Raw genomic sequence first — 21,260 nt, 5'->3', positions numbered from 1 at the left:
GTCACTATACTTGCAATGAATACATTCACATTAAAAGTGCGTCTGGCCCTGCTGAACTTCCTTGAGTTCGCTGTGTGGGGAAGCTACTTGATTTCTCTTGGGCAATACCTTGGCAACATAGGCATGGGACAAGACATCTTCTGGTTCTATGCCGTGCAGGGAATAGTAAGCCTGTTCATGCCGGCCGTTGTGGGCATATTGGCCGACCGATGGATCCAGGCACAGCGCATGTTATCTCTGTGTCACCTCATATCCGGAGCGTTCATGATTGCCTCCGGAGTATACTGCATGCTTTCGCCGTCGCCGGAATTCGGCCCGTTGTTCACTTTATACACCGTGTCAGTAGCGTTCTTCATGCCCACTATAGGTCTTGCCAACTCAGTCGCATTCAACGCGCTCACACGAGCCGGACTTGACACCGTAAAGCACTTTCCTCCAATCCGGGTGTTCGGAACCATTGGCTTCATCTGCGCTATGCTGTTTGTCAACTTCACTCAGTTCCAGATGGATTACAACCAGTTTTTCACATCGGGAGTGGTAAGCCTCATACTTGCCCTCTATGCTCTCGGCATGCCCGGATGCCCCGTTAACAAAGGCGAGTCACGCTCTATCGGCGACATGCTCGGACTGAAAGCGTTCCGTCTATTCAAGCAGCGGCGTATGGCCATTTTCTTCATCTTCAGTATGCTTCTCGGAGTGTCGTTGCAGATTACAAACAGTTACGGCACCTCGTTCATCAACAGTTTCGGCCTTATCCCACAGTTTGCCAACGACTGGGGAGTGCGCAACGCGACAGCCATCATCTCTATATCGCAGGCGAGCGAGACGTTATGCATATTGCTGATACCCGTATGCCTCAGGCGCTTCGGGATAAAAGGCGTGATGCTGATATCGATGTTCGCATGGGTGCTGCGCTTTGCATTCTTCGGACTTGGCGACACAGGCGACGGAGTCTGGCTGCTCGTGCTTTCATGTATAGTCTACGGTGTGGCTTTCGACTTCTTCAACGTGTCCGGTGGACTGTTTGTAGACAAAGAAACAGATGCCTCCATCCGTTCAAGCGCACAAGGCCTCTTCATGATCATGACCAATGGGATCGGAGCGACAGTGGGCACATTCATCGCCGGGAAATACGTGGTCAACCGTCTTGCGCTTGCCGACGGGCTTACTCCACTGCAGCAGCTTGAAGGCTGGAGAGAATCGTGGTACATTTTCGCGGCATATGCCCTTGTGGTGGCAGTGCTGTTCATATTCATATTCCGTAATCCCAAGGAGGGTGTCACCCACCGTGAAATCCTTGATGCCGAGGACACCAATTCAGGTGCCGACGGATTCGTAGCCAACCCATGATACAGTTTTTCGCCCCTGACATAGCTTCTGAGCATACTCTTCCGGAAGAAGAAGCGCGCCATGCCATAAAAGTGCTCCGTTCGCGTCCCGGTGACATGGTTACCGCTGTCGACGGTCGTGGCACCCGATACACATGCCGGCTCTTGTCGGATAATCCACGAAAGGCCGACATAGAAATCATAACGGCCGAGACAGTGGTTTCCGCATGGCACACCGACATCACCGTAGCGGTAGCTCCGACAAAGAATGCCGACCGCATGGAATGGCTTGTAGAGAAGCTCGTGGAAATAGGAGTCAACTCCATAGTACCACTGCTATGCCGCCATTCGGAGCGCAAGATAATGAAAAGCGACCGGCTCGAACGCATAGCCGTATCGGCAATGAAGCAATCACTGAAAGCCACGTTGCCACACATCGCGCCGCTCACCTCCGCCACTGAATTCATATCTTCATGCCGCAGCGCGCAACGTTTCATCTGTTATTGCGATGATTATATCGAACGCGTCCCTCTCGTCAAGGGATATTCGCCGGTAGCGGAAAGCGTGGCGATACTTATCGGGCCGGAAGGTGACTTCGACCGGGCAGAGGTAAAGAACGCTTTCGAGTGCGGATTCCGACCGGTGACCCTTGGCGACAACAGACTGCGTACCGAGACAGCCGCCCTCGTCGCCGCCGACACCATCCATATACTAAACCAATTACACGAAATAGCAAAACAATGAACACTTTAGAATACCTGCAATCATCCGTTAACGACAATTTCTTCCTTCTTGCCGGACCATGTGTGATCGAAGGGGAGGAAATGGCACTTGATATAGCCGAAAATATCTGTGCGGTGACATCAGAACTACACATACCCTATGTATTCAAAGGATCTTACCGTAAGGCCAACCGCTCGCGCATAGACTCATTCACCGGAATCGGCGACGAGAAAGCATTGAAAATATTGCGCAAGGTGCGTGACACCTTCGGTGTGCCGGTAGTGACGGATATCCACACCGCCGAGGAAGCGGAGATGGCTGCGGAATATGTCGATATATTGCAGATTCCCGCATTCCTGTGCCGTCAGACCGACCTCCTTGTAGCGGCGGCACGCACAGGCAGGATGGTCAATATAAAGAAAGGACAGTTCCTGTCGCCTGAGGCAATGGAACACGCGGTAAACAAAGTGCGCGATGCCGGCAACGACCTGGTGGCAGTGACCGAGCGCGGCACCACTTTCGGTTATCAGGATCTTATCGTCGACTATCGCGGCATACCCACCATGCAGAAGTTCGGCGTGCCGGTGATCCTCGATGCCACCCACTCGCTCCAGCAACCCAACCAGGCCGCAGGAGTGACCGGCGGACGTCCTGACCTTATAGAGACGATAGCCCGTGCCGGAATAGCCGCAGGTGTCGACGGACTGTTCATCGAGACACACCGCGACCCTTCATGCGCCAAGAGCGACGGAGCCAACATGCTTCCGCTGGCGCAGCTCCCTACCCTTCTTCGCAAACTCTCGGTCATACGTGCCGCTATCAACGGCTTCTGACTCGAATGAACCTTTTGCCGCACCGTCAGAGATGCGGTAGAAACCGATTGAAATCAGAGATTGTAAAACCACGGCGCGCCGCATACTCGGCGCGTCGTGCCGTATCAAGCCTGTCGATTACGAAGTAACGGCTTTGGGGATGCGAAAGCAGTAGCCCCGACGTGGATGCGGCGGGACTCATTGCCCCGTTTTCAGTAAGGGTTATTCCCATCGAGGCATAATCAAGCACTTTATCCGCTATGAATATCAACGACTGGTCAGGGAGACTCGGATAGCCGAAAGCAGGACGGATCCCACGGTATGAATTGTCGAGCAAAGCACCCTGAGGAGTCTCTTCCTCCGGCGCATATCCCCACAGAGATGTGCGCACATGCCAATGCATCCACTCGGTAGCGGCCTCCACGAGCCTGTCGGCAAGAGTCCTGTAAAGAAGCGAGCGGTAATCATCGCCGCGCTCCTTCAAAGCTGTGGCACGCGACTCTACACCATCGCCTACGGTGACAGCAAACACGCCTATATAGTCCTCGGGAGCACCATTGACTGACAATGGTTTCACGAAATCCGCCATTGCGAGCGACGTCTCCCCCTCATTGGCGGCCAATCGCCTCAAAGTCGGGAACACGATGGCCGACCCTACATGCCCTACAACGATATCATCCCCTCTGCTTCCTGCCGGAAGCAGTGCAACACGTGCCGGGATGCCATCCTTTAAAATCTCACGACCTATATAGTCCAGCACTACCTGTGCTTCTTTTGCAAGCTGCATCGCTTCTGTGGCTTTGGGCATGCGGGACTGTGGGATAGAGGCAAGCCATTGCGCGCGGCAATGGTCACATCCGCGAATCTCGGCCACGGCACCAAGCGACGCGTCAAGACCCCATGCGGCCATGAATGCACGCCAGTTTATAAGCTTCCGGGCCTCAGCGAACGGAATCTTTATATCCGTCAGACCGGGATGCCTCGGCACGGCTACAGGAAAATCAAATTGCGGACGCATCGCAAGCGCATCCTCCGGAGTGACAGATACATCAGACGACGATGACCGGCGACGCAACCTTTCGGCCTCATAATCGGCACGCAACTTTGCCTGCGATTCAGCATGCGTCTGTAGGAATGCATCGCGTGCATCCGCATCAAGCAACGATTTCATCACCGACGGGAGCATTGCGGCATCACGCGTATGAATCACAGGGCCGGAATAGCATGGCGCAATCTTCACCGCCGTATGGAGGGCCGATGTCGTCGCCCCGCCGACAAGAAGCGGAATCTTCATGCCCCTCTCCTCCATAAGACGGGCAACCACACACATCTCTTCCAGCGAAGGGGTAATCAGGCCGCTCAGCCCGATGAATGAGGCTCCGTCGGCCTCAGCGCGGTCAACAATCTCGGCGGCAGGAACCATTACACCAAGATCCGTCACCTCCAGTCCGTTACAGCGCAACACTGTGGCCACTATGTTTTTCCCTATGTCATGCACATCACCTTTCACGGTGGCGATTACCATTGAGCGACGTGCAGTCATGCCTGCGGACCGTGCAGTCGACTCCGATTCGATGTGAGGCGTAAGCCATCCCACGGCCCTTTTCATGGCATGGGCGCTCTTCACCACCTGCGGCAGGAAAAGTTTTCCTTCGCCGAATAGCGTGCCTACGCGGTCCATCCCCTCCATGAGAGGACCGTCGATTACCGAGGAAGCCGCGCCGAGTTCGGCGAGGGTTTCGGCGAGCACCGACTCGATCCCGTCGGTCACGCCACGCTCTATCATCTTTCTCAGACGTCCGGAAGGCGTAGATGGCGTTGTTTCCTGGCCGGTAGCCCGATCCTTCGCGGATGTGTTGCCCGCGGCCTCTGTCATCTCCGCCGCTACCGCCATCAGTCGTTCGGTAGCATCATCGCGGCGATATAGCAGCAGGTCGTCGATCGCCTCGCGAAGGCGTGGCGGTATATCATCAAGAGGCACAGCCTCTGCCGCATTGACGATTGCCATGTCCATGCCGAGCTTTATGGCATGATTGAGGAATATACCGTGCATGGCCTTGCGCACATACTTGTTGGCCCGGAAGGCGTACGACAGGTTGCTGATCCCTCCGCTCACCTTGGCGCCGGGCAGATTGGCCTTGATCCATTCTATTGTCCGGAGAAAGTCGAGCGCCGACCGACGGCTCTGCATCAGTTCGTCAGGATCGGTCGTGCCGTCCCCGCTATCCACCACAGCACCCACGGCAAGCACATTGGGGTCGAAGATTATGTCGCATGGCCTTATGCCGGCTTTCTCGGTAAGAAGCCGGTAAGCGCGTGCGCATACTTCGGTACGTCGTTCAAAAGTGACCGCCTGCCCCTGCTCGTCAAAAGCCATTACTACGACAGCGGCATCCATCTCGCGCACATCCCGCGCATGTTCGAGAAATTTTTCTTCACCCTCCTTCAGGCTTATGGAATTTACTACCGGACGTCCCTGTATGCGCTTCAATCCGGCCATGACAGCATCCCACGACGATGAATCGACCATGACAGGCACACGTGCTACATCAGGCTCGGCTCCGAGCCGGCTTATAAACCGCGACATCTCAGCGGGGATGTCGAGCAAACCGTCGTCCATATTCACATCAACCACCTGCGCGCCATTCTCCACCTGTGTGCGGGCTATATCCACGGCCTCCTGCAGCGCTCCATCTTTTATGAGACGCAGGAACTTGCGGCTTCCGGCCACATTGCAACGCTCACCTACATTAAGAAAATTGCGGGAAGGGCTTACCTCCACGGCCTCAAGACCCGCAAGTGTCATGACCTCGACAGCGGCGGGGATACGCCTCGGAGCATACCTCGATGCCTCGCCGGCAAACTCCCGGATATGGTCAGGAGTTGTCCCGCAACAGCCGCCGACTATGTTCACCAGTCCACGCTCCATCATGCGGCGTATCTTGCGGCCCATCACCGCCGGAGTCTCATCATATTGTCCCATCTCATTGGGAAGTCCGGCATTTGGATAAACCGATACGGCGAAAGGATAACGTGAAAGCGTCTCCAGATGCTGCATCATCCCGTCAGCCCCGAAACCGCAGTTAAGGCCTACGGCCAGAGGTTCGGCATGAGCCACCGTGGTCACAAACGCCTCCAGGGTCTGTCCCGACAATGTACGACCGCTCTCTGTCAGAGTGACGGAGATCATCAACGGAACACGCACACCGGCCTGTTCCATCGCGCGACGTGCGGCATAAATGGCGGCTTTGGCGTTCAAGGCATCAAACACCGTCTCTATTATCAGCAGATCAACGCCCCCATCAATAAGGGCTTCCATCTGCTCGGAATAGGCATGCACCAACGCATCCCAGTCAAATGCGGAATCGGAGCCATCAATCGACTGGGCCATCGAGAGCGACTTGCTGGTAGGGCCAACGCTCCCGGCCACCCAAACCTCCGTACCGGGATTCGCACCCATGAAACGGTCGGCGGCATCACGGGCCACCCCGGCGGCGGCAAGATTGATGCGTCGCGCCTCATGCTCCAGACCATATTCAGCCAACGAAAACGCGTTAGCATTAAACGAATCCGTCTCTATTATTTGCGCTCCGGATTCAAGGTAGGCGGTATGAATCTCCGAAATCACATCGGGGCGCGTGATGCACAGCAAGTCGTTGCACCCCTTCATATTCACGGCACTCTTGGCCCACCCCTCTCCTCGGAAATCATCCTCGGTCAAAGAGTAGCCCTGAATCATAGTACCCATGGCGCCGTCAAGCACCAAAATCCTTTCAGAAACAGAATCAACAAGCCTCATCGAGGCATCTTTCATCTTCAAACTGTCGATATATGCCATAATGGAACAAAGTTACAGCTTTCAACCGAATTAATCCTCCAATATAGGAACAAAAAGGTAATCAGCGTTTGGACGCGAAAAATTCGCGCATGAATGAGGCGCACTCATCCGCAAGCACCCCGGACGTGACAGTACACTTAGGATGAAACGGCGAACGGGACATTATGCCCGTATAACCGCGCTTGGCGTCGGGCGCACCATATACCACACGGCGCAACTGACTCCACCCTATCGCTCCGGCACACATCGGGCACGGTTCGACAGTGACATAGAGCGTGGCATCGGTGAGATACTTCCCCCCGAGAGTAGAAGCGGCCGCAGTTATCGCCTGCATCTCAGCGTGGGCTGTGACATCGGAAAGCGCCTCGGTTAGATTGTGTCCGCGACCTATCACACGACCACCGGCCACTATCACCGCACCGATAGGTATCTCATCGGCCTCCATGGCCTGCCGTGCCTCGTCAAGAGCCACCCGCATCCATCGCTCATCATCGCTATATCGCTTTTCATTCATCGCCAATTCCACTTCATTACAATAGATTACAATAAATCAAGCTTCAGACCCTCATGAGATATGAGCGTGTCGGGAAATATAGCATGCGCCTCAGCCAGATGGCCTGCTTCATCAGTATACTGCTTTGAGAAATGTCCGAGCACCAGCCGCTTGACTCCTGCGAGCTGTGCCACACGGGCCGCCTCGGCAGCGGTGGAATGGAACCGGGCATGCGCTTTGTCACGTTCGCGTTCAAGATATGTCGCTTCATGATAAAGCACATCTACACCCTCAACTGCTCGTGCCACCCTTTCGCTGAAGATCGTGTCGGAGCAGTAAGCATAGCTCACCGACGGATCGGCATCAGTGGTAAGACGGTTGTTGGCTATGACTGTACCGTCAGGCTTCACGAAGTCGGCACCCTCCTTTATGGCCTTCATCTCCCTCACCGGCACCTCATGGAATGCCACCGCATCGCCGATGATGTGACGGAGCTTTGGCTTCTCCCGGAAAACGAATCCGGTGGTCGGCACCCGATGTATCAACGGAAAAGCCTTTACCTCCAGCGAGTCCGACTCCCAGATGACATCGTCAGTGCCGGGAGCGATGATATTATAGCGTATGTCGAACGGAGTATCCCTGCAAAAGAAGTCCATTATCCTCCGGAATATCATTTCACCTTCCTTGAACGTATGTATTGTGATAGTGCCTCCATCCTTTCCGGTCAAGGCAAGAGTAGACAATAACCCTGGCAATCCCAGACAATGGTCGCCGTGAAGATGGGAGAGAAATATGTGGGAAAGCCGCGAATACTTGAGCCGCGCTCGCCTCATCGAGAGCTGCGCCCCCTCGCCGCAGTCAATCATCATTAGATTGTCGCGGAAATCCACCACCTGGCAGCTCGGCAGATGACGGAGTGTCGGAGTAGCCGAGCCACAGCCCAAATAATTGACCTGAAATCTTGCCATAACGAAATATCATTTATCGTTGTCTATACCATCTACCGTCGCGGGCCCCGGCTTACGCGCGCGGCTTATAGTCACCATCCATACACCCCCGAACACAAGGGCCACAGCAAATATCTTCATAGGAGTGAACGTGTCGAGTCCGAGACAGATCCCCACCGCCGAGGCCACTATAGGCTGCACGTAATTATACATGCCCACAAGCGTAGGACGCAACGCCTTCTGCCCTACCATCACCAGAATGTAGGCAACGAAAGTGCCTCCACACACCACGAACGCTATGCCATACCATTCATCCGGGGAAATCTCCCCCCAAGGGAATGAGGCAAGCATCGGAAGAGATGGGACCAATATCGCCGCCGAGGCGAAAGTGAACATCCACCTCATAAGGGTAAACAACGTGTATTTGTTTATGAAATTCTTATACAGAGTGAGATAAAGAGCATAACTGAACTGAGCAGTAAGCACCAGCATATCGCCGAGCACAGGATTGCTCCCGGAAGCACCACCTCGGGATGCACCGGAAAACACCAGTAACAGCGCCCCGGAAGCGCCAAGAACTATGCCGAGAGCCTTCTTCCATGTAATCGGCTCCTTGAGTATGATGGCGGCCAGAAGCATCACCCACATGGGCATCGTAGTGGTGATGACGGTTGCATCACTCGGAGTGCTATAGCCGACCCCGAACAGATAACATCCCTGGTTGAACACGATTCCGAGCATTGCCGCTCCCGCAAGACGCAGAAGATCGAGTGGCGGGACATGCTGCCAGGGCGCAAACGCAGATGCTATCCAGAAAAGCAAAGCGCCCCCGAGCATACGGAAATCACCCAACAGCAGAGGTGACACCAACGCCCCGGCCATCACCATCTTGGCCACCGGAGCCATCAGCCCCCACATCAGGTTGGCGCCGAGCATGGCCATATGTCCGTGTATCTGAGCCTTTTCCATTCTATAAATTTTGCAGGCCGGTATGTACCTGAGACATACCGGCCTGCAAAGTTAATGATTAATTCCCATTAAAGGCATACACCCCTTATTGTAGTCCGAACCTATAGCCAATAATTTCGCCCCAAATGCCGCAATCTCGCGAATTTTCACTATCTTTGTATGAAATTTCGGGCACGCCCCGCCTCCGTGGCATTACCTTATTATTGGCGTGTCCTCTCCAAAACAGACCTATTATTATTAATATGCTGGAAGAAGATAGAATTCTCAAAATTGATATCGAGAATGAAATGAAATCGGCCTACATCGACTATTCGATGTCGGTTATCGTGTCACGCGCACTTCCCGATGTCCGCGACGGACTCAAGCCTGTGCAGCGCCGTGTGCTGTTCGGCATGAACGAGATGGGCAATACATCGGACCATCCCCACAAGAAATCGGCCAACTGCGTCGGCGAGGTGATGGGTAAGTATCACCCACACGGCGACTCGTCGATCTACGGCACGGTAGTGCGCATGGCCCAGCCCTGGGCGCTACGCTACACCCTGGTCGACGGCCACGGCAACTTCGGTTCGGTCGACGGTGACGGCCCGGCTGCCATGCGTTACACCGAGGTGCGCCTCGAACGCATAGGCGAGGAGATGCTCTCAGACATCGACTCCGACACGGTCGATTTCCAGCCAAACTACGACAACTCCCGCCAGGAGCCGGTCGTGCTCCCCACACGCATCCCCAACCTGCTTGTAAACGGCACATCGGGAATCGCAGTGGGTATGGCTACAAACATGCCTCCTCACAACCTCACCGAGTCGATCAATGCCACCGTGGCGCTCGTTGACAATCCGGAACTGTCAATCGCGGAGCTGATGAAATACATCAAGGCGCCCGACTTCCCCACCGGAGGTACTATCTACGGCTACAACGGCGTGAAAGAGGCTTTCGAAACCGGTCGCGGACGCATCGTGATACGCGCAAAGGCGGAAGTGGAGACACACGCCAACCACGAGGATATCATCGTGACCGAAATCCCCTACAACGTCAACAAGGCCGAACTGATAAAGTATATCGCCGATCTCGTCAATGAAAAGAAAATCGACGGTATCGCCGACCTCAACGACGAGAGCGACTACAAGGGAATGCGTATCGTAATACGCCTGAAGAGCGATGCCAACGCCAACGTAGTGCTCAACAAGCTGTACAAGCTCACGCAGATGCAGTCGTCGTTCTCGGTCAACAACGTTGCCATCGTGGGCGGACGTCCGCGCACCCTCAACCTCAAAGAGCTGTTGCAGGCATTCATAGACCACCGCCACGAGGTTGTAATCCGCCGCACCCGCTTCGAGCTTCGCAAGGCCGAGGAGCGCGCCCACATACTGGAGGGCCTGATCATCGCCGAAGCCAATATCGACGAAGTCATACAGATCATCAAGAGCGCCGATTCCGTAGAGGACGCACGTGCACAGCTTGCGGCACGGTTCGAACTTTCCGAGCCGCAGACACTCGCCATCGTGGAGATGAAACTCCGCAGCCTCGCCAAACTGGAGCAGGACAAGCTGCGCCAACAGTATGCCGACCTTGAGCGACTAATCGACCACCTAAACCTCATACTCAGCGACGAGCACGAGTGCCGCGAGCTTATCAAAAGCGAGCTGCTGGAGATACGCGACAAATACGGCGACGCGCGCAAGACCGACATCGACTACACCGCAGGCGACTTCAACGCCGAGGACTTCTATGCCGACGACGACATGATCATCACCATCTCCCACCTTGGCTACATCAAGCGCACGCCTCTGAGCGAGTTCCGCGCCCAGGCCCGCGGCGGAGTGGGATCACGCGGCTCCAACACACGCGACGAGGACTTCATCGAGCATATCTACCCTGCGTCGATGCACAACACCATGCTCTTCTTCACCGACCGCGGACTCGTCTACAAGATGAAGGTCTACGAGCTTCCCGAAGGCGCGAAGAACAGCAAGGGACGCGCCCTGCAGAACCTGCTTGACATCGAACCGGGCGACAAGGTGCGTGCCTACATCGCATGCAAGCAGCTCGACGACCCCGAATTCACAGGGTCGCACTTCCTCGTGTTCGCCACCCGCAAGGGAGTGGTCAAGAAAACGTCGCTCACAGAATACGCACGCGTCATGTCAAAGGGCAAGAAAGCCATCATCATACGCGAGGATGACAGCCTGATAGGCGTAGAGCTGACCGACAACGAATCGACCATACTGCTCGCCGCCAAGGAGGGCAAGGCCATACGCTTCGCGACATCCTCGCTACGCGCTATGGGACGAGTGTCGACCGGAGTAAGGGGCATGCGCGTGGAGGGCGACAACGAGGTGATCGGCATGATTACCATGGAGCCTGACAGCACCAACACTGTTATGGTCATTTCGGAGAACGGCTACGGCAAGCGTACAGCCCTCGACGCCTACACGGCCCACAACCGAGGCGGCAAGGGAATGAAAACCATCAACGTCACCGACAAGACAGGCCCGCTGGTAGGATTCCTGAGTGTGAACGATGACAACGACCTCATCATCATCAACCAGAGCGGCATAACCATCCGCATCCATGCAAGCGACATCCGCGTGGCCGGACGCGCTACCCAGGGCGTGCGCCTCATCAACCTCGAGAAGCGCAACGACACAATAGCATCCGTATGCTGCGTGGACTCCGATCCCGAGGAAGCGGTCGACAGCGACATCCTCGTCGACGAGGCCGATCAAGAGGAAGTGGAATTCTCAGCCGATACCGATGACCAGGACGATGACATCGAAATCGAAGATGTAGAGGAAACATCCTCCGACGAAAACACCGACGATTGATTCCACCCGAATCAATAACCATAAAGCGACGACGGTGTGCGGAATCAAATCCGCACACCGTCGCTGTTTTTAAATGTATTGTCAGATAATCTACATCAGCCGGATTATTTGAGCTGGCCGTTCTCGGCGGCCTGCACCATCTGGGGAGAAGCCGTGATGTAAATCTCCACGCGGCGGTTCTGTGCACGTCCGGCAGGAGTATCGTTTGAGGCTATGTAGTCAGCCATAGGGATACCCTTGGCGGATAGACGCGTAGGTGACACTCCGGAGTTTACCAGATATGACATCACCGCGTCGGCGCGCTGGTTGGAAAGCTTCTCGTTGACGGCATAAGAGCCGGTGTTGTCAGTGAAGCCGAGAATCTGCACGTCGGTGAGCGGGTTCTGCTTAAGCGACACGGCGAAGTTGCTAAGATCCTGCTGCGCTGAAGAGTTGAGCGTGTATTTGCCTGTCGGGAACAGGATGCCACCGTCGAAAGTAACCTTGATGGCCTGTAGACCGTTCTGGTCGGTGGTCTGCTCCACCTGCGCGTCGGGAAGAGTCTGTGCCAGCTGCTCCTGCTGCTTCTGCATCTTCTGCCCGATAAGCGCTCCTGCTCCCGCGCCTACGGCAGCACCGATGGCCGTGCCGATGGCAGCACCCTTGCCGCCGCCGATAAGCGCACCGATACCTGCGCCGAGCGCACCACCGCCACCACCGCCGATGAGGGCACCCTTGCCGGTGGTAGACATTGAGTTACATCCGGAGGATGCGAACAGCAGACCTGACAAAAGGACTGCACCAGTAATCTTTACAAGTTTCATATCTGCTCTTTTTAAGTTAATTCTGTTAATTCGACCGTAAAGTTGGCGATTTTTCCGCAAATGACTGTAATATTCACCGGAAAATCTGACGGCCGTACTTTATCGTTATCTAATATCAAAAACACCTTGCGGTAGGATTTGTTTACTTACTTTTCTGATACAGATAGCGCTTTATCGACCGCTTGGGAGTCTTTTCAAACTCCTGATAGCGCATCCTCACCTTGGCTATCTGCGAATAGGCGGGAAGTGACTTGTTGAGCTGGGCTATATTCTCATTCATCAGCTTCTCAAGCGCAGGCACGGCTACACCCTCCTTGGTGGCGAGGTCGAGGTCGGGATAGATGAGGGCCTCAAGCTTTCCATTGTCCTCCACCACGATCGACTCGCCCACGAGGGGAAGGTTGTTGATTTTCTGCTCGATTTCCTCGGGATATATATTCTGCCCCGACGGCCCGAGAATCATGTTCTTGTTGCGTCCCCTTATATAAAGGAATCCGTCGGAATCCATCGTGCAGAGGTCACCGGTATTCATCCAGCCGTCTTTCATCACGGCCGACGTGGCCTCGGGATTCTTGTAGTATCCTTTCATCACGTTCTGTCCGCGCACCCACAGCTCACCGGGCACATTCTCGGGATCGGGCGAGTCGATGCGTCCCTCCATACGGTCGACAATGCGGCCGCACGATCCCGGACGCTGCTCGTCCCATGGAGCATAGGCTACCAACGGGGCACATTCGGTCATTCCATAGCCCACGGTGAAAGGGAAGCGTATTTTGCGCAGGAAAGTCTCCACATCCTTGTTAAGCCCCGCACCGCCTATGATTATCTGCTGTAGGTTTCCCCCGAATGCATCCATCAGCCCTGATCGTATGCGTGCCTCCAGACGGTCGTCGACAAACGGCACCTTCATAAGCACCTTCATCAACGGCTTCTCAAGCAGGGGGAATACCTTGGTCTTTACGATCTTCTCGATAATGAGCGGCACGGTCACTATAAGCTTGGGCTTCACCGTGGCAAAAGCCTCAAGGATGACCCTCGGGGAAGGCACCCTGGTCAGGAAGTAGACATGAGCGCCTTTGGCAAGCGGCAACAGCAGCTCCACCATAAGCCCGTACATGTGGGCAAGCGGCAGCATGCACACGAGTCCGTCGCCGGGCTTGATGTATGGCATGCCGTCGACACAAAACTGCAGGTTGCTCCAAAGGTTTCCGTAGGTAATCATCACTCCCTTGGAGAATCCCATCGACCCCGACGTATAGTTGATTAGCGCGAGGTCATCCGGCTTATGCGATGGATAAACCACATCGTCGGGAGTGAAGCGTTCGGGATATTTCTTTCCGAAAAGCTCGTTGAGGCGCTTACGAGCATCGGTGAGCTTGTCGCTGCGCGAAAGTATCAATGAGAAGTCGCTGAGCCTGACCACTCCGACGAGGTCCTTCATCATGGCCGGGTCGAGATTTTCCCATATGCTGTCATCGGTGTACAGCAGACGGGCCTCGCAGTGGTTCACAAGATGATGGATATTGTCGGCCTTGAACTCGTGCAATATAGGCACGGCAATCGCGCCGTAGGTGACGGTAGCGATGAAAGCCACGGCCCATTGCGAAGAGTTGCGCCCGCACAGCGCCACCTTGTCGCCACGCTTTATGCCGGCATGCTCGTAGAGCAGATGGAGCTTCTCGACCTTGCGCGCGATGTCGCGGTACTGGAACGAGACCCCGTTGAAGTCGGTGAGGGCCAGGTCCTCCCAATAAGTGCGCACGGAGTGCTGGAGATATTCGCTAAATGTATTCATAATCTAAATTCACTTGCTGTCGATAAAAACATAACCACCGGAGCATCCATATTGTTGATGTCCCGCAGATTCAGCCCGCAAATTTAGTTAATTTTTTTCATCTCCCGTATCATTACGACAGTCCGACCTGTCAGACGGGTCGGACAAGTCGGACGGGTCTGACCGGTCTAATCTCCCATGACCGACCCGCACCATAAGATTTATCGGGTCAGAGATTTTGGTGCAGCCATTGATTCAGGATAGGACGAGGACTTCTGGCGGGAAAAAAGCTTTTTCCAGTTGACATGGAAAGTATAGCCTAATGTCACTTTAAGTCCGGCGGAATTTATATTAGAATTCGCGCGGCTGTAGACGGGGACTATATCCGTGCCGCCGCTCACCCCTATATAATATTGCCGGATATTGACCCCGACACCGATCTGCCATGCCGCCTGCCAGCGATTCCATACTTTGTTCTCATCCATACCTTTCGATGTGCCGCTTAACAGATTCATCGTATGGCTGAGATGCCCTCCCGGCACCTGCAGCCCGCGTGCGGTGGTCTGTACCTTATAACTCAGATTGCATTTTCCCACAATCCCGGCAAACACCGACATCGATACCTTTTCGCTAAGAGGCAGACGATACACGATGTTGAGCGGAACCTGTAGGTTCATGTTTACGAACTTCTCGCGAAGCGTAGTCTCTTTGGCAAGCGTCACCTCCTCAGAATTACCGGTAAGTGCGCCGAAACTTATCCCGGTCTCCAAAAACGTCACTTCACCCAACTGGAACCCATGCACATAATTGAATGCACCGCCAAACAGATGTATCGTCTCATCTGAAGAGGTGGCCGCATACTCCTTGTTCGGACTCAGAAAAGCACAGTCAAACGACGCAGCTACACGCTCATAATCCTCGGCCATACAAAATTGTGGGACAGCGGACAACATGAGCGCAGACAAAATAAACTTTTTCATACAATTGCAATCTATAAGAGGTTGTTCAATTCCACAAAGTTAACATAATTGCAAATAAAATCAAACAGATTGAATCAAAGAGTATAACCGAGTGAAAAATGTATGTTAACGGAATTGATGCGATAGCTGCTACTACCTGCCATGCATAATCATAGTTCGGCATATGCCGTTTTACAAAGAAAGGCGGATGGCGGGTGTCCTGTCCGGGACATTTGCCGGACAGGGCGGACACTTGTCCGCCCTGTCCTTACTGTCCATAATGTCCTTACTGTCCTTATTGTCCATAATCAGGACAATCAGTCGAAGCCCCTGTGAGATAAAAAAGCCCCCGGAGAGTACCTTGAGGGACAACTGCTCCGGGGGTCTATGAGTATGTATCATCGGGAGCACGGGCAAAGCGCCGCACATCCCGCTATGCATCGGTCGGATTAGAAAGTATAGCCGAGGGATACCTTGAGGTTTGTTGTGTTAACTTTAGGTTTATAACCGTCGCCGCTATAGCTATAGGCAGGAATGAAATCAGTACCAAACTGCACACCAAGATAATACTTCTGGTAATTGCAGCCTACACCAACATGCCAGCCCATCTGAAAACGATTCCAAGTAAGGTCATCTGCCTCGTCTTTTTCAACGTCATAGCATTTAGCCATGTCATCTTTACTCAATACACTGAACCAATCAGATTCAAGATCGTCCTTGCTATAACCGGCAGCTTCAAGAGCTGATTCGGGAATGTTGGTGTCAATTTTAGTCTTGAATTTTTCTGTGAGATGAAGTTTAAAGTTAAGCCCCACATAAGGAGCAATGGAGACTCCATCAGCCATGTCAAAACGATAGACGAAGTTAACGGGCACCTGAAGATTGATGTTCTGGAACTTACGCTGGGGCAATACATAGAAACCCTCGCTCTCAACCTTGTCACCCCAATCCTTGCTTCCGAAGTTGAAGTTAACGTTACCTCCGACTTCAAGGAACATAGGCAGACTTTCTGAAAGTCCGAATCCATGGATATAGTTGAGTCCGAAACCGTTAAGGCCAAAACCCTTGATACCATCCTCTTCACCCTTAAGATCCTTGTTGAATCCATAGTTAGTGTGGTCATAAGACACAGCTACGCGGTTGTAACCCTCTGCACTGGCAACAGATGCGCCGGCTACGAGAAGAGCGGCGACAAAAAGTACCTTTTTCATAATGTCGATAATTTGGTTAGTAAAACTTTATTTAGGTTATATTTTAATAATTTTCAGCAAAATTAACGCTGCAAATATACGATATATCCGACAATAAGCCCCTGTGCTTTAGTTAATATTTATTAAAATGCTTGATTATGCGACATCCTTTCTCATACAAAATATAGTAATCTGCTGAGTGACAACGTAGGGACGTACCCCCGGTACGTCCGGCGTTAAAGAGGTGGTTTGCGAAAGGAGGCGGACGTACCGGAGGTACGTCCCTACAATCAGCCGATAATCAGCCAAGACGACAGACAGCAGGAAACGTGGCGGAGGCTCAGCGCAGGCGGTTAAGGGCATCGAGCATGGATTGCAGCTCCGACCGGATCTCCTTCAACCGGGCCACGGCAGCCGAGCGGCGGCTTACCCCGGTGTGGTTGTGGCGCAACTGCTCCTGGGCGGCATCAAGGTGGAGGCCCTTGTCGCGCACAAGATAATAGACCATGCGTATCTTCTCAAGGTCGGAGGCCGTGTAGATGCGGCGTCCGGTCGACGTGCGCCGAGGCTTGATGATGGTGAACCGCGACTCCCAGTAGCGCAGCGTGGGCAGAGGGAGGCCAAGAAGTTCGGCGGCCTCACGTATGGTATAGTACTTCTTCTCGGTAGCGTCGGTCTTGGGTCGGATATCAGCCATGTTTCTGTGTGTGTGCGAAGTAAGTAAATAGTCCACAGGCATCAGTCCATCACGTGGCCCGCGTTCTCGGCCAGGCGTATCAGCTCGTTGTACTCCTCGGGAGTGATGTCCATGAAATAATAGTTGATTGGGTTCTGAGGAGTGTCCTTGTAGCGCACCTCATAATGCAGGTGCGGCCCGGTCGACTTGCCGGTGTTGCCCACGCCGCCCACCATGTCGCCACGCCCCACGGTGTCACCCACTTTCACATCAATCCGGCTCAGGTGGGCGTAGCGCGTCACATAGTCATACCCGTGGTCGATCTCCACCATGTTGCCGTAGCCGCTCTCCCATCCCGCCTTTGCCACACGCCCGCGCGCGGTGGCATAGACAGGTGTGCCGATGTCCGATGCGAAATCAAGCCCCTCGTGGAAGCGGCTCGTGCCATAGATAGGATCGCTGCGGTAGCCGTAGCCGGAAGCCATCCGCTTCATCGACTCCGTGCGCAGAGGCTGTATCGAAGGGATGTGGAGCAGACGCTCGCTGTTGGTAGAGGCCAGGCGGCGAAGCTCGTCGAACGACTGCGACTGCATGGCCAGCTGCTCCTCCACCATATCCATCTTGCGCGAAAGCAACCCTATCAGCTCGGCATCGGAAAGCGAACCGACCCGGGCATAACCCTCGGAGGCATCAAGCAACGCCTCATACTCCGACGGGAGCATGCGTGGCGCACCCATCATCACACGATAGAAATTATCATCGCGGGCGATGATATCCTCCATCACCTCCGCCGACGCGTCGAGCCTGCGCCCTATCAGGTCGAGTCGATCGCGCAGGTCGGCGTTCTGCTCCCGCAGAAGCTTCTCACGCGGTGTCTCCCACATATAATATATGCCTCCCACGATCAATGTACCCATCGCGGCAGCGAAAAGCACATGCCTCGCCCGTCCCCACAAGCGCTGGCCGCGTGTGGGATACACGCGTTCATAGCCGTCGGTGGCGGGATTATAGCGGTAATATACCTTCTTGCTCATTGCGTGGCCGGAAGTGGATTGGTGATAATCACGAAGTAATTTTGCAAAAATAACAATTATCAACTAATTTTGCACTCTATTTCAGCGAAATCTACCGCATAACTGAATAGCCACATCTGCACAACAACAAAACACCATCATATCAAGATGCTTACCGCCAAAGAGATACGCGAGTCCTACAAGGACTTTTTCCGCAGCAAGGGACACACCATTGTGCCCTCGGCCCCTATGGTCATCAAGGATGACCCGACATTGATGTTCACCAACGCGGGGATGAACCAGTTCAAGGACATCATCCTCGGCAACACGGCCCCCCGCCACACCCGCGTGGCCGACTCGCAGAAGTGCCTGCGCGTCAGCGGCAAGCACAACGACCTTGAGGAGGTCGGGATGGACACCTACCACCACACCATGTTCGAGATGCTCGGCAACTGGTCGTTCGGCGACTACTTCAAGAAAGAAGCCATCGACTGGGCATGGGAATACCTCGTCGACGTGCTCCACCTCGATCCCGCCAACCTATACGCCACCGTGTTTGAAGGCTCTCCCGAGGAGGGGTTGGGACGCGACGACGAAGCCGCATCCTTCTGGGAAAAGCATCTCCCCGCCGACCACATCATCAACGGCAACAAGCACGACAACTTCTGGGAGATGGGCGACACCGGCCCATGCGGTCCATGCTCGGAGATACACATCGACCTGCGTTCCGACGAGGAAAAGGCAGCCGTGCCGGGACGAGACCTTGTCAACCACGACCATCCGCAAGTGATCGAGATATGGAATCTCGTGTTTATGCAGTACAACCGCAAGGCCGACGGTTCTCTTGAACCCCTGCCTGCCAAAGTTATCGACACCGGCATGGGCTTCGAACGCCTCTGCATGGCACTACAGGGCAAGAAGAGCAACTACGACACCGATGTGTTCACACCCCTCATCGCCAAAATCGGGCAACTCTCCGGCAAGGAGTACGGAGCGGACCCCAAGGTCGACATAGCCATGCGGGTAATCGCCGACCATGTGCGCACCATAGCATTCTCCATCGCCGACTCGCAGCTCCCGGGCAATGCCAAGGCGGGCTACGTCATACGCCGCATCCTGCGCCGTGCCGTGCGCTACGCCTACACGTTCCTCGGCCAGAAGCAGGCGTTCATGTACCGTCTCGTAGACACCCTCATCGAAAGCATGGGTGAGGCCTACCCCGAACTGCCGGCGCAGCGCGAACTGATCATGCGCGTCATAAAGGAGGAGGAGGATGCATTCCTACGCACCCTTGAAAACGGCATACGCCTGCTCGACAATGCCATAGCACAGGCCCGTGCAAACGGCTCGACCGAGATTTCAGGCAAAGAGGCCTTCGTGCTCTACGACACTTATGGCTTCCCTCTCGACCTCACCGAACTTATCCTCAAGGAGAACGGTATGACCCTCGACCATGCAGGCTTCGACACCGAGATGGCCGCACAGAAAGCACGTGCCCGCAATGCCGCCGCCGTCGAGACCGGCGACTGGGTGGTAATCCGCGAGGGCGAGCAGGAATTCGTGGGCTACGACACCCTCCGCTGCCCCACCCACATACTGCGCTACCGCAAGGTGAAGCAGAAAGGAAAGGAATACTACCAGGTGGTACTGTCGGCCACACCGTTCTACGCCGAAATGGGCGGTCAGACAGGCGACCGAGGTGTGCTCTTCAACGGCAATGACGCCATAGATATCTACGACACAAAACGCGAGAACGGCATGGGCGTGCACCTCACAAAGACCCTCCCTGCCGACCCGACAGCCACATTCGAGGCCATGGTCGACGCCGAAGCCCGTCAGGCCACATCGTGCAACCACACCGCTACCCACCTGCTCCACGAGGCTCTGCGCGAGGTGCTCGGCACACATGTCGAGCAGCGAGGCTCCTTCGTGTCGCCCGAACTTCTGCGCTTCGACTTCTCCCACTTCCAGAAACTCACCCCCGAGGAGATCGAAAAGGTGGAGAAACTCGCCAACAAAGCCGTGCGCCGGGCCATACCGCGCGACGAGCACCGCTGCGTGCCCATCGACGAGGCCCGCAAGATGGGTGCGATGGCGCTCTTCGGCGAAAAGTATGGCGACGAGGTGCGCGTGATCCGCTACGGCTCGTCGGTCGAGCTGTGCGGCGGCACACATGTCGACAACACCGGCAACATAGGCATGATCAAGATCATCTCCGAAAGCAGCATAGCCGCAGGCATCCGACGTATAGAGGCCATCACCGGTGAGCGCGTAGAGGATGAAATCAACAATGTAAACGCCACCATGAAGGAGATTTCGGCGATGTTCAACAACGCCCCCAACCTTCTTCAGACTCTGCGTAAGTCCATCGACGAAAATGCCGAACTGCGCCGCCAGGCCGAGGAATACTTCAACGAGCGCGTCAACAACCTCGCCGACAAACTTCTCGCTTCTGCCCGCGAGACATCGGGCATAAAGGTCGTCGAGCTGGCAGGAGTGCGCCTCCCCGAGGTGGCCAAGGGTGTGGCATTCGCCGTGAGGGCCAAGTCGCCCGAACACACCGTGTTCATCGGCGCCACGGTCGATCCATCCGGCAAGCCGCTCCTCACCCTGATGATCTCCGAAGATCTCGTCAAGGAGGGCTTCAACGCCTCGACCACCGTGCGCGAGGCCGCCAAACTGATACAGGGCGGAGGCGGCGGACAGCCTGCGTTCGCCCAGGCAGGCGGCAAGAACAAGGATGGCATCACAGCCGCCTACGAAAAAATAAAGCAGACACTCGGTCTCTGAGTGTCCTGTCCGGGACATTTGCAGGACACTCCGGACACTGTCCCGACTGTCCGCGTACTGTCCCGGACAGGACAACTGTCCCGATTGTCCGGGACGGTTCGCGGACAGGACAGTAGC

At 54.9% G+C, this 21,260-nt stretch carries 15 protein-coding genes; 5 read left to right on the top strand and 10 right to left on the bottom strand.

Going from position 1 to position 21,260, the window contains the following annotated elements; translation table 11 throughout:
- Positions 1–15 precede the first annotated feature (15 nt).
- Genes QZ303_RS01860 through kdsA form a run of 3 tightly spaced genes read left to right on the top strand, consistent with a single transcriptional unit; the run spans position 16 to position 2,884 of the window.
- A complete protein-coding gene (locus tag QZ303_RS01860; RefSeq protein WP_295728308.1) occupies positions 16–1,350 on the top strand; it encodes an MFS transporter in 1,335 nt (444 codons plus the stop codon).
- A complete protein-coding gene (locus tag QZ303_RS01855; protein WP_295728306.1) occupies positions 1,347–2,072 on the top strand; it encodes a 16S rRNA (uracil(1498)-N(3))-methyltransferase in 726 nt (241 codons plus the stop codon). Before QZ303_RS01860 ends, QZ303_RS01855 begins: the two co-directional genes overlap by 4 nt.
- A complete protein-coding gene (gene kdsA / locus QZ303_RS01850; protein ID WP_295728304.1) occupies positions 2,069–2,884 on the top strand; it encodes a 3-deoxy-8-phosphooctulonate synthase in 816 nt (271 codons plus the stop codon). The genes QZ303_RS01855 and kdsA overlap by 4 nt, the downstream gene beginning before the upstream one ends.
- Positions 2,885–2,909: 25 nt before the next feature.
- Here the strand turns inward: kdsA and metH are convergent, their stop codons facing one another.
- From metH to QZ303_RS01830, 4 genes are all read right to left on the bottom strand, one after another.
- A complete protein-coding gene (gene metH, locus QZ303_RS01845; protein ID WP_295728301.1) occupies positions 2,910–6,701 on the bottom strand; it encodes a methionine synthase in 3,792 nt (1,263 codons plus the stop codon).
- A gap of 61 nt (positions 6,702–6,762) precedes the next feature.
- Positions 6,763–7,215, bottom strand: coding sequence for a nucleoside deaminase (locus QZ303_RS01840; RefSeq protein ID WP_295728299.1), 453 nt, complete (start codon positions 7,213–7,215; stop codon positions 6,763–6,765).
- Between the two features lie 26 nt (positions 7,216–7,241).
- Complete coding sequence (locus tag QZ303_RS01835) at positions 7,242–8,162, bottom strand: ribonuclease Z (RefSeq protein WP_295728296.1); 921 nt, start codon at positions 8,160–8,162, stop codon at positions 7,242–7,244.
- A gap of 9 nt (positions 8,163–8,171) precedes the next feature.
- On the bottom strand, positions 8,172–9,110 hold the full coding sequence (locus tag QZ303_RS01830; protein WP_295728294.1) for a DMT family transporter: 939 nt from the start codon (positions 9,108–9,110) through the stop codon (positions 8,172–8,174).
- Between the two features lie 242 nt (positions 9,111–9,352).
- Between QZ303_RS01830 and gyrA the strand changes: the two genes are divergently transcribed.
- Positions 9,353–11,938: a DNA gyrase subunit A gene (gyrA, locus tag QZ303_RS01825; protein ID WP_295728291.1), complete on the top strand. Its 2,586-nt coding sequence runs from the start codon at positions 9,353–9,355 to the stop codon at positions 11,936–11,938.
- A gap of 104 nt (positions 11,939–12,042) precedes the next feature.
- Here the strand turns inward: gyrA and QZ303_RS01820 are convergent, their stop codons facing one another.
- The 6 genes from QZ303_RS01820 to QZ303_RS01795 all read right to left on the bottom strand — a co-directional run bounded on the left by QZ303_RS01820 (position 12,043) and on the right by QZ303_RS01795 (position 18,374).
- Positions 12,043–12,741, bottom strand: coding sequence for an OmpA family protein (locus QZ303_RS01820; RefSeq protein WP_295728287.1), 699 nt, complete (start codon positions 12,739–12,741; stop codon positions 12,043–12,045).
- A gap of 142 nt (positions 12,742–12,883) precedes the next feature.
- Positions 12,884–14,539 (bottom strand): AMP-binding protein, encoded by a 1,656-nt coding sequence (locus tag QZ303_RS01815; protein WP_295728335.1) that lies wholly within the window; start codon positions 14,537–14,539, stop codon positions 12,884–12,886.
- 197 nt (positions 14,540–14,736) lie between these two features.
- The gene (locus QZ303_RS01810) at positions 14,737–15,441 is read right to left on the bottom strand and encodes an outer membrane beta-barrel protein (protein ID WP_295728284.1); all 705 of its coding nucleotides are present in this window, start codon (positions 15,439–15,441) and stop codon (positions 14,737–14,739) included.
- A gap of 482 nt (positions 15,442–15,923) precedes the next feature.
- Positions 15,924–16,685, bottom strand: a complete 762-nt coding sequence (locus QZ303_RS01805; RefSeq protein WP_295728281.1) for an outer membrane beta-barrel protein — start codon at positions 16,683–16,685, stop codon at positions 15,924–15,926.
- 319 nt (positions 16,686–17,004) lie between these two features.
- A complete protein-coding gene (locus tag QZ303_RS01800) occupies positions 17,005–17,361 on the bottom strand; it encodes a MerR family transcriptional regulator (protein ID WP_295728279.1) in 357 nt (118 codons plus the stop codon).
- Between the two features lie 41 nt (positions 17,362–17,402).
- Complete coding sequence (locus tag QZ303_RS01795; RefSeq protein WP_295728277.1) at positions 17,403–18,374, bottom strand: M23 family metallopeptidase; 972 nt, start codon at positions 18,372–18,374, stop codon at positions 17,403–17,405.
- A gap of 147 nt (positions 18,375–18,521) precedes the next feature.
- Between QZ303_RS01795 and alaS the strand changes: the two genes are divergently transcribed.
- The gene (gene alaS, locus QZ303_RS01790) at positions 18,522–21,143 is read left to right on the top strand and encodes an alanine--tRNA ligase (RefSeq protein ID WP_295728274.1); all 2,622 of its coding nucleotides are present in this window, start codon (positions 18,522–18,524) and stop codon (positions 21,141–21,143) included.
- Positions 21,144–21,260 lie beyond the last annotated feature (117 nt).

Origin of the sequence: uncultured Muribaculum sp. (assembly GCF_910583865.1) — a bacterium.
Taxonomy (GTDB): Bacteria; Bacteroidota; Bacteroidia; order Bacteroidales; family Muribaculaceae; genus Muribaculum.
The sequence above is the reverse complement of the archived record's forward strand: the minus strand, read 5'-3'. Positions and strand labels throughout refer to the sequence as shown.

What these genes read in the sequence shown, in the direction of transcription:
- QZ303_RS01860 (WP_295728308.1), top strand. Translation starts at nt 16, where the DNA reads ATGAATACATTCACATTAAAAGTGCGTCTGGCCCTGCTGAACTTCCTT.
- QZ303_RS01855 (WP_295728306.1), top strand. Translation starts at nt 1,347, where the DNA reads ATGATACAGTTTTTCGCCCCTGACATAGCTTCTGAGCATACTCTTCCG.
- kdsA (WP_295728304.1), top strand. Translation starts at nt 2,069, where the DNA reads ATGAACACTTTAGAATACCTGCAATCATCCGTTAACGACAATTTCTTC.
- metH (WP_295728301.1), bottom strand. Translation starts at nt 6,701, where the DNA reads ATGGCATATATCGACAGTTTGAAGATGAAAGATGCCTCGATGAGGCTT.
- QZ303_RS01840 (WP_295728299.1), bottom strand. Translation starts at nt 7,215, where the DNA reads ATGAATGAAAAGCGATATAGCGATGATGAGCGATGGATGCGGGTGGCT.
- QZ303_RS01835 (WP_295728296.1), bottom strand. Translation starts at nt 8,162, where the DNA reads ATGGCAAGATTTCAGGTCAATTATTTGGGCTGTGGCTCGGCTACTCCG.
- QZ303_RS01830 (WP_295728294.1), bottom strand. Translation starts at nt 9,110, where the DNA reads ATGGAAAAGGCTCAGATACACGGACATATGGCCATGCTCGGCGCCAAC.
- gyrA (WP_295728291.1), top strand. Translation starts at nt 9,353, where the DNA reads ATGCTGGAAGAAGATAGAATTCTCAAAATTGATATCGAGAATGAAATG.
- QZ303_RS01820 (WP_295728287.1), bottom strand. Translation starts at nt 12,741, where the DNA reads ATGAAACTTGTAAAGATTACTGGTGCAGTCCTTTTGTCAGGTCTGCTG.
- QZ303_RS01810 (WP_295728284.1), bottom strand. Translation starts at nt 15,441, where the DNA reads ATGGCCGAGGATTATGAGCGTGTAGCTGCGTCGTTTGACTGTGCTTTT.
- QZ303_RS01805 (WP_295728281.1), bottom strand. Translation starts at nt 16,685, where the DNA reads ATGAAAAAGGTACTTTTTGTCGCCGCTCTTCTCGTAGCCGGCGCATCT.
- QZ303_RS01800 (WP_295728279.1), bottom strand. Translation starts at nt 17,361, where the DNA reads ATGGCTGATATCCGACCCAAGACCGACGCTACCGAGAAGAAGTACTAT.
- QZ303_RS01795 (WP_295728277.1), bottom strand. Translation starts at nt 18,374, where the DNA reads ATGAGCAAGAAGGTATATTACCGCTATAATCCCGCCACCGACGGCTAT.
- alaS (WP_295728274.1), top strand. Translation starts at nt 18,522, where the DNA reads ATGCTTACCGCCAAAGAGATACGCGAGTCCTACAAGGACTTTTTCCGC.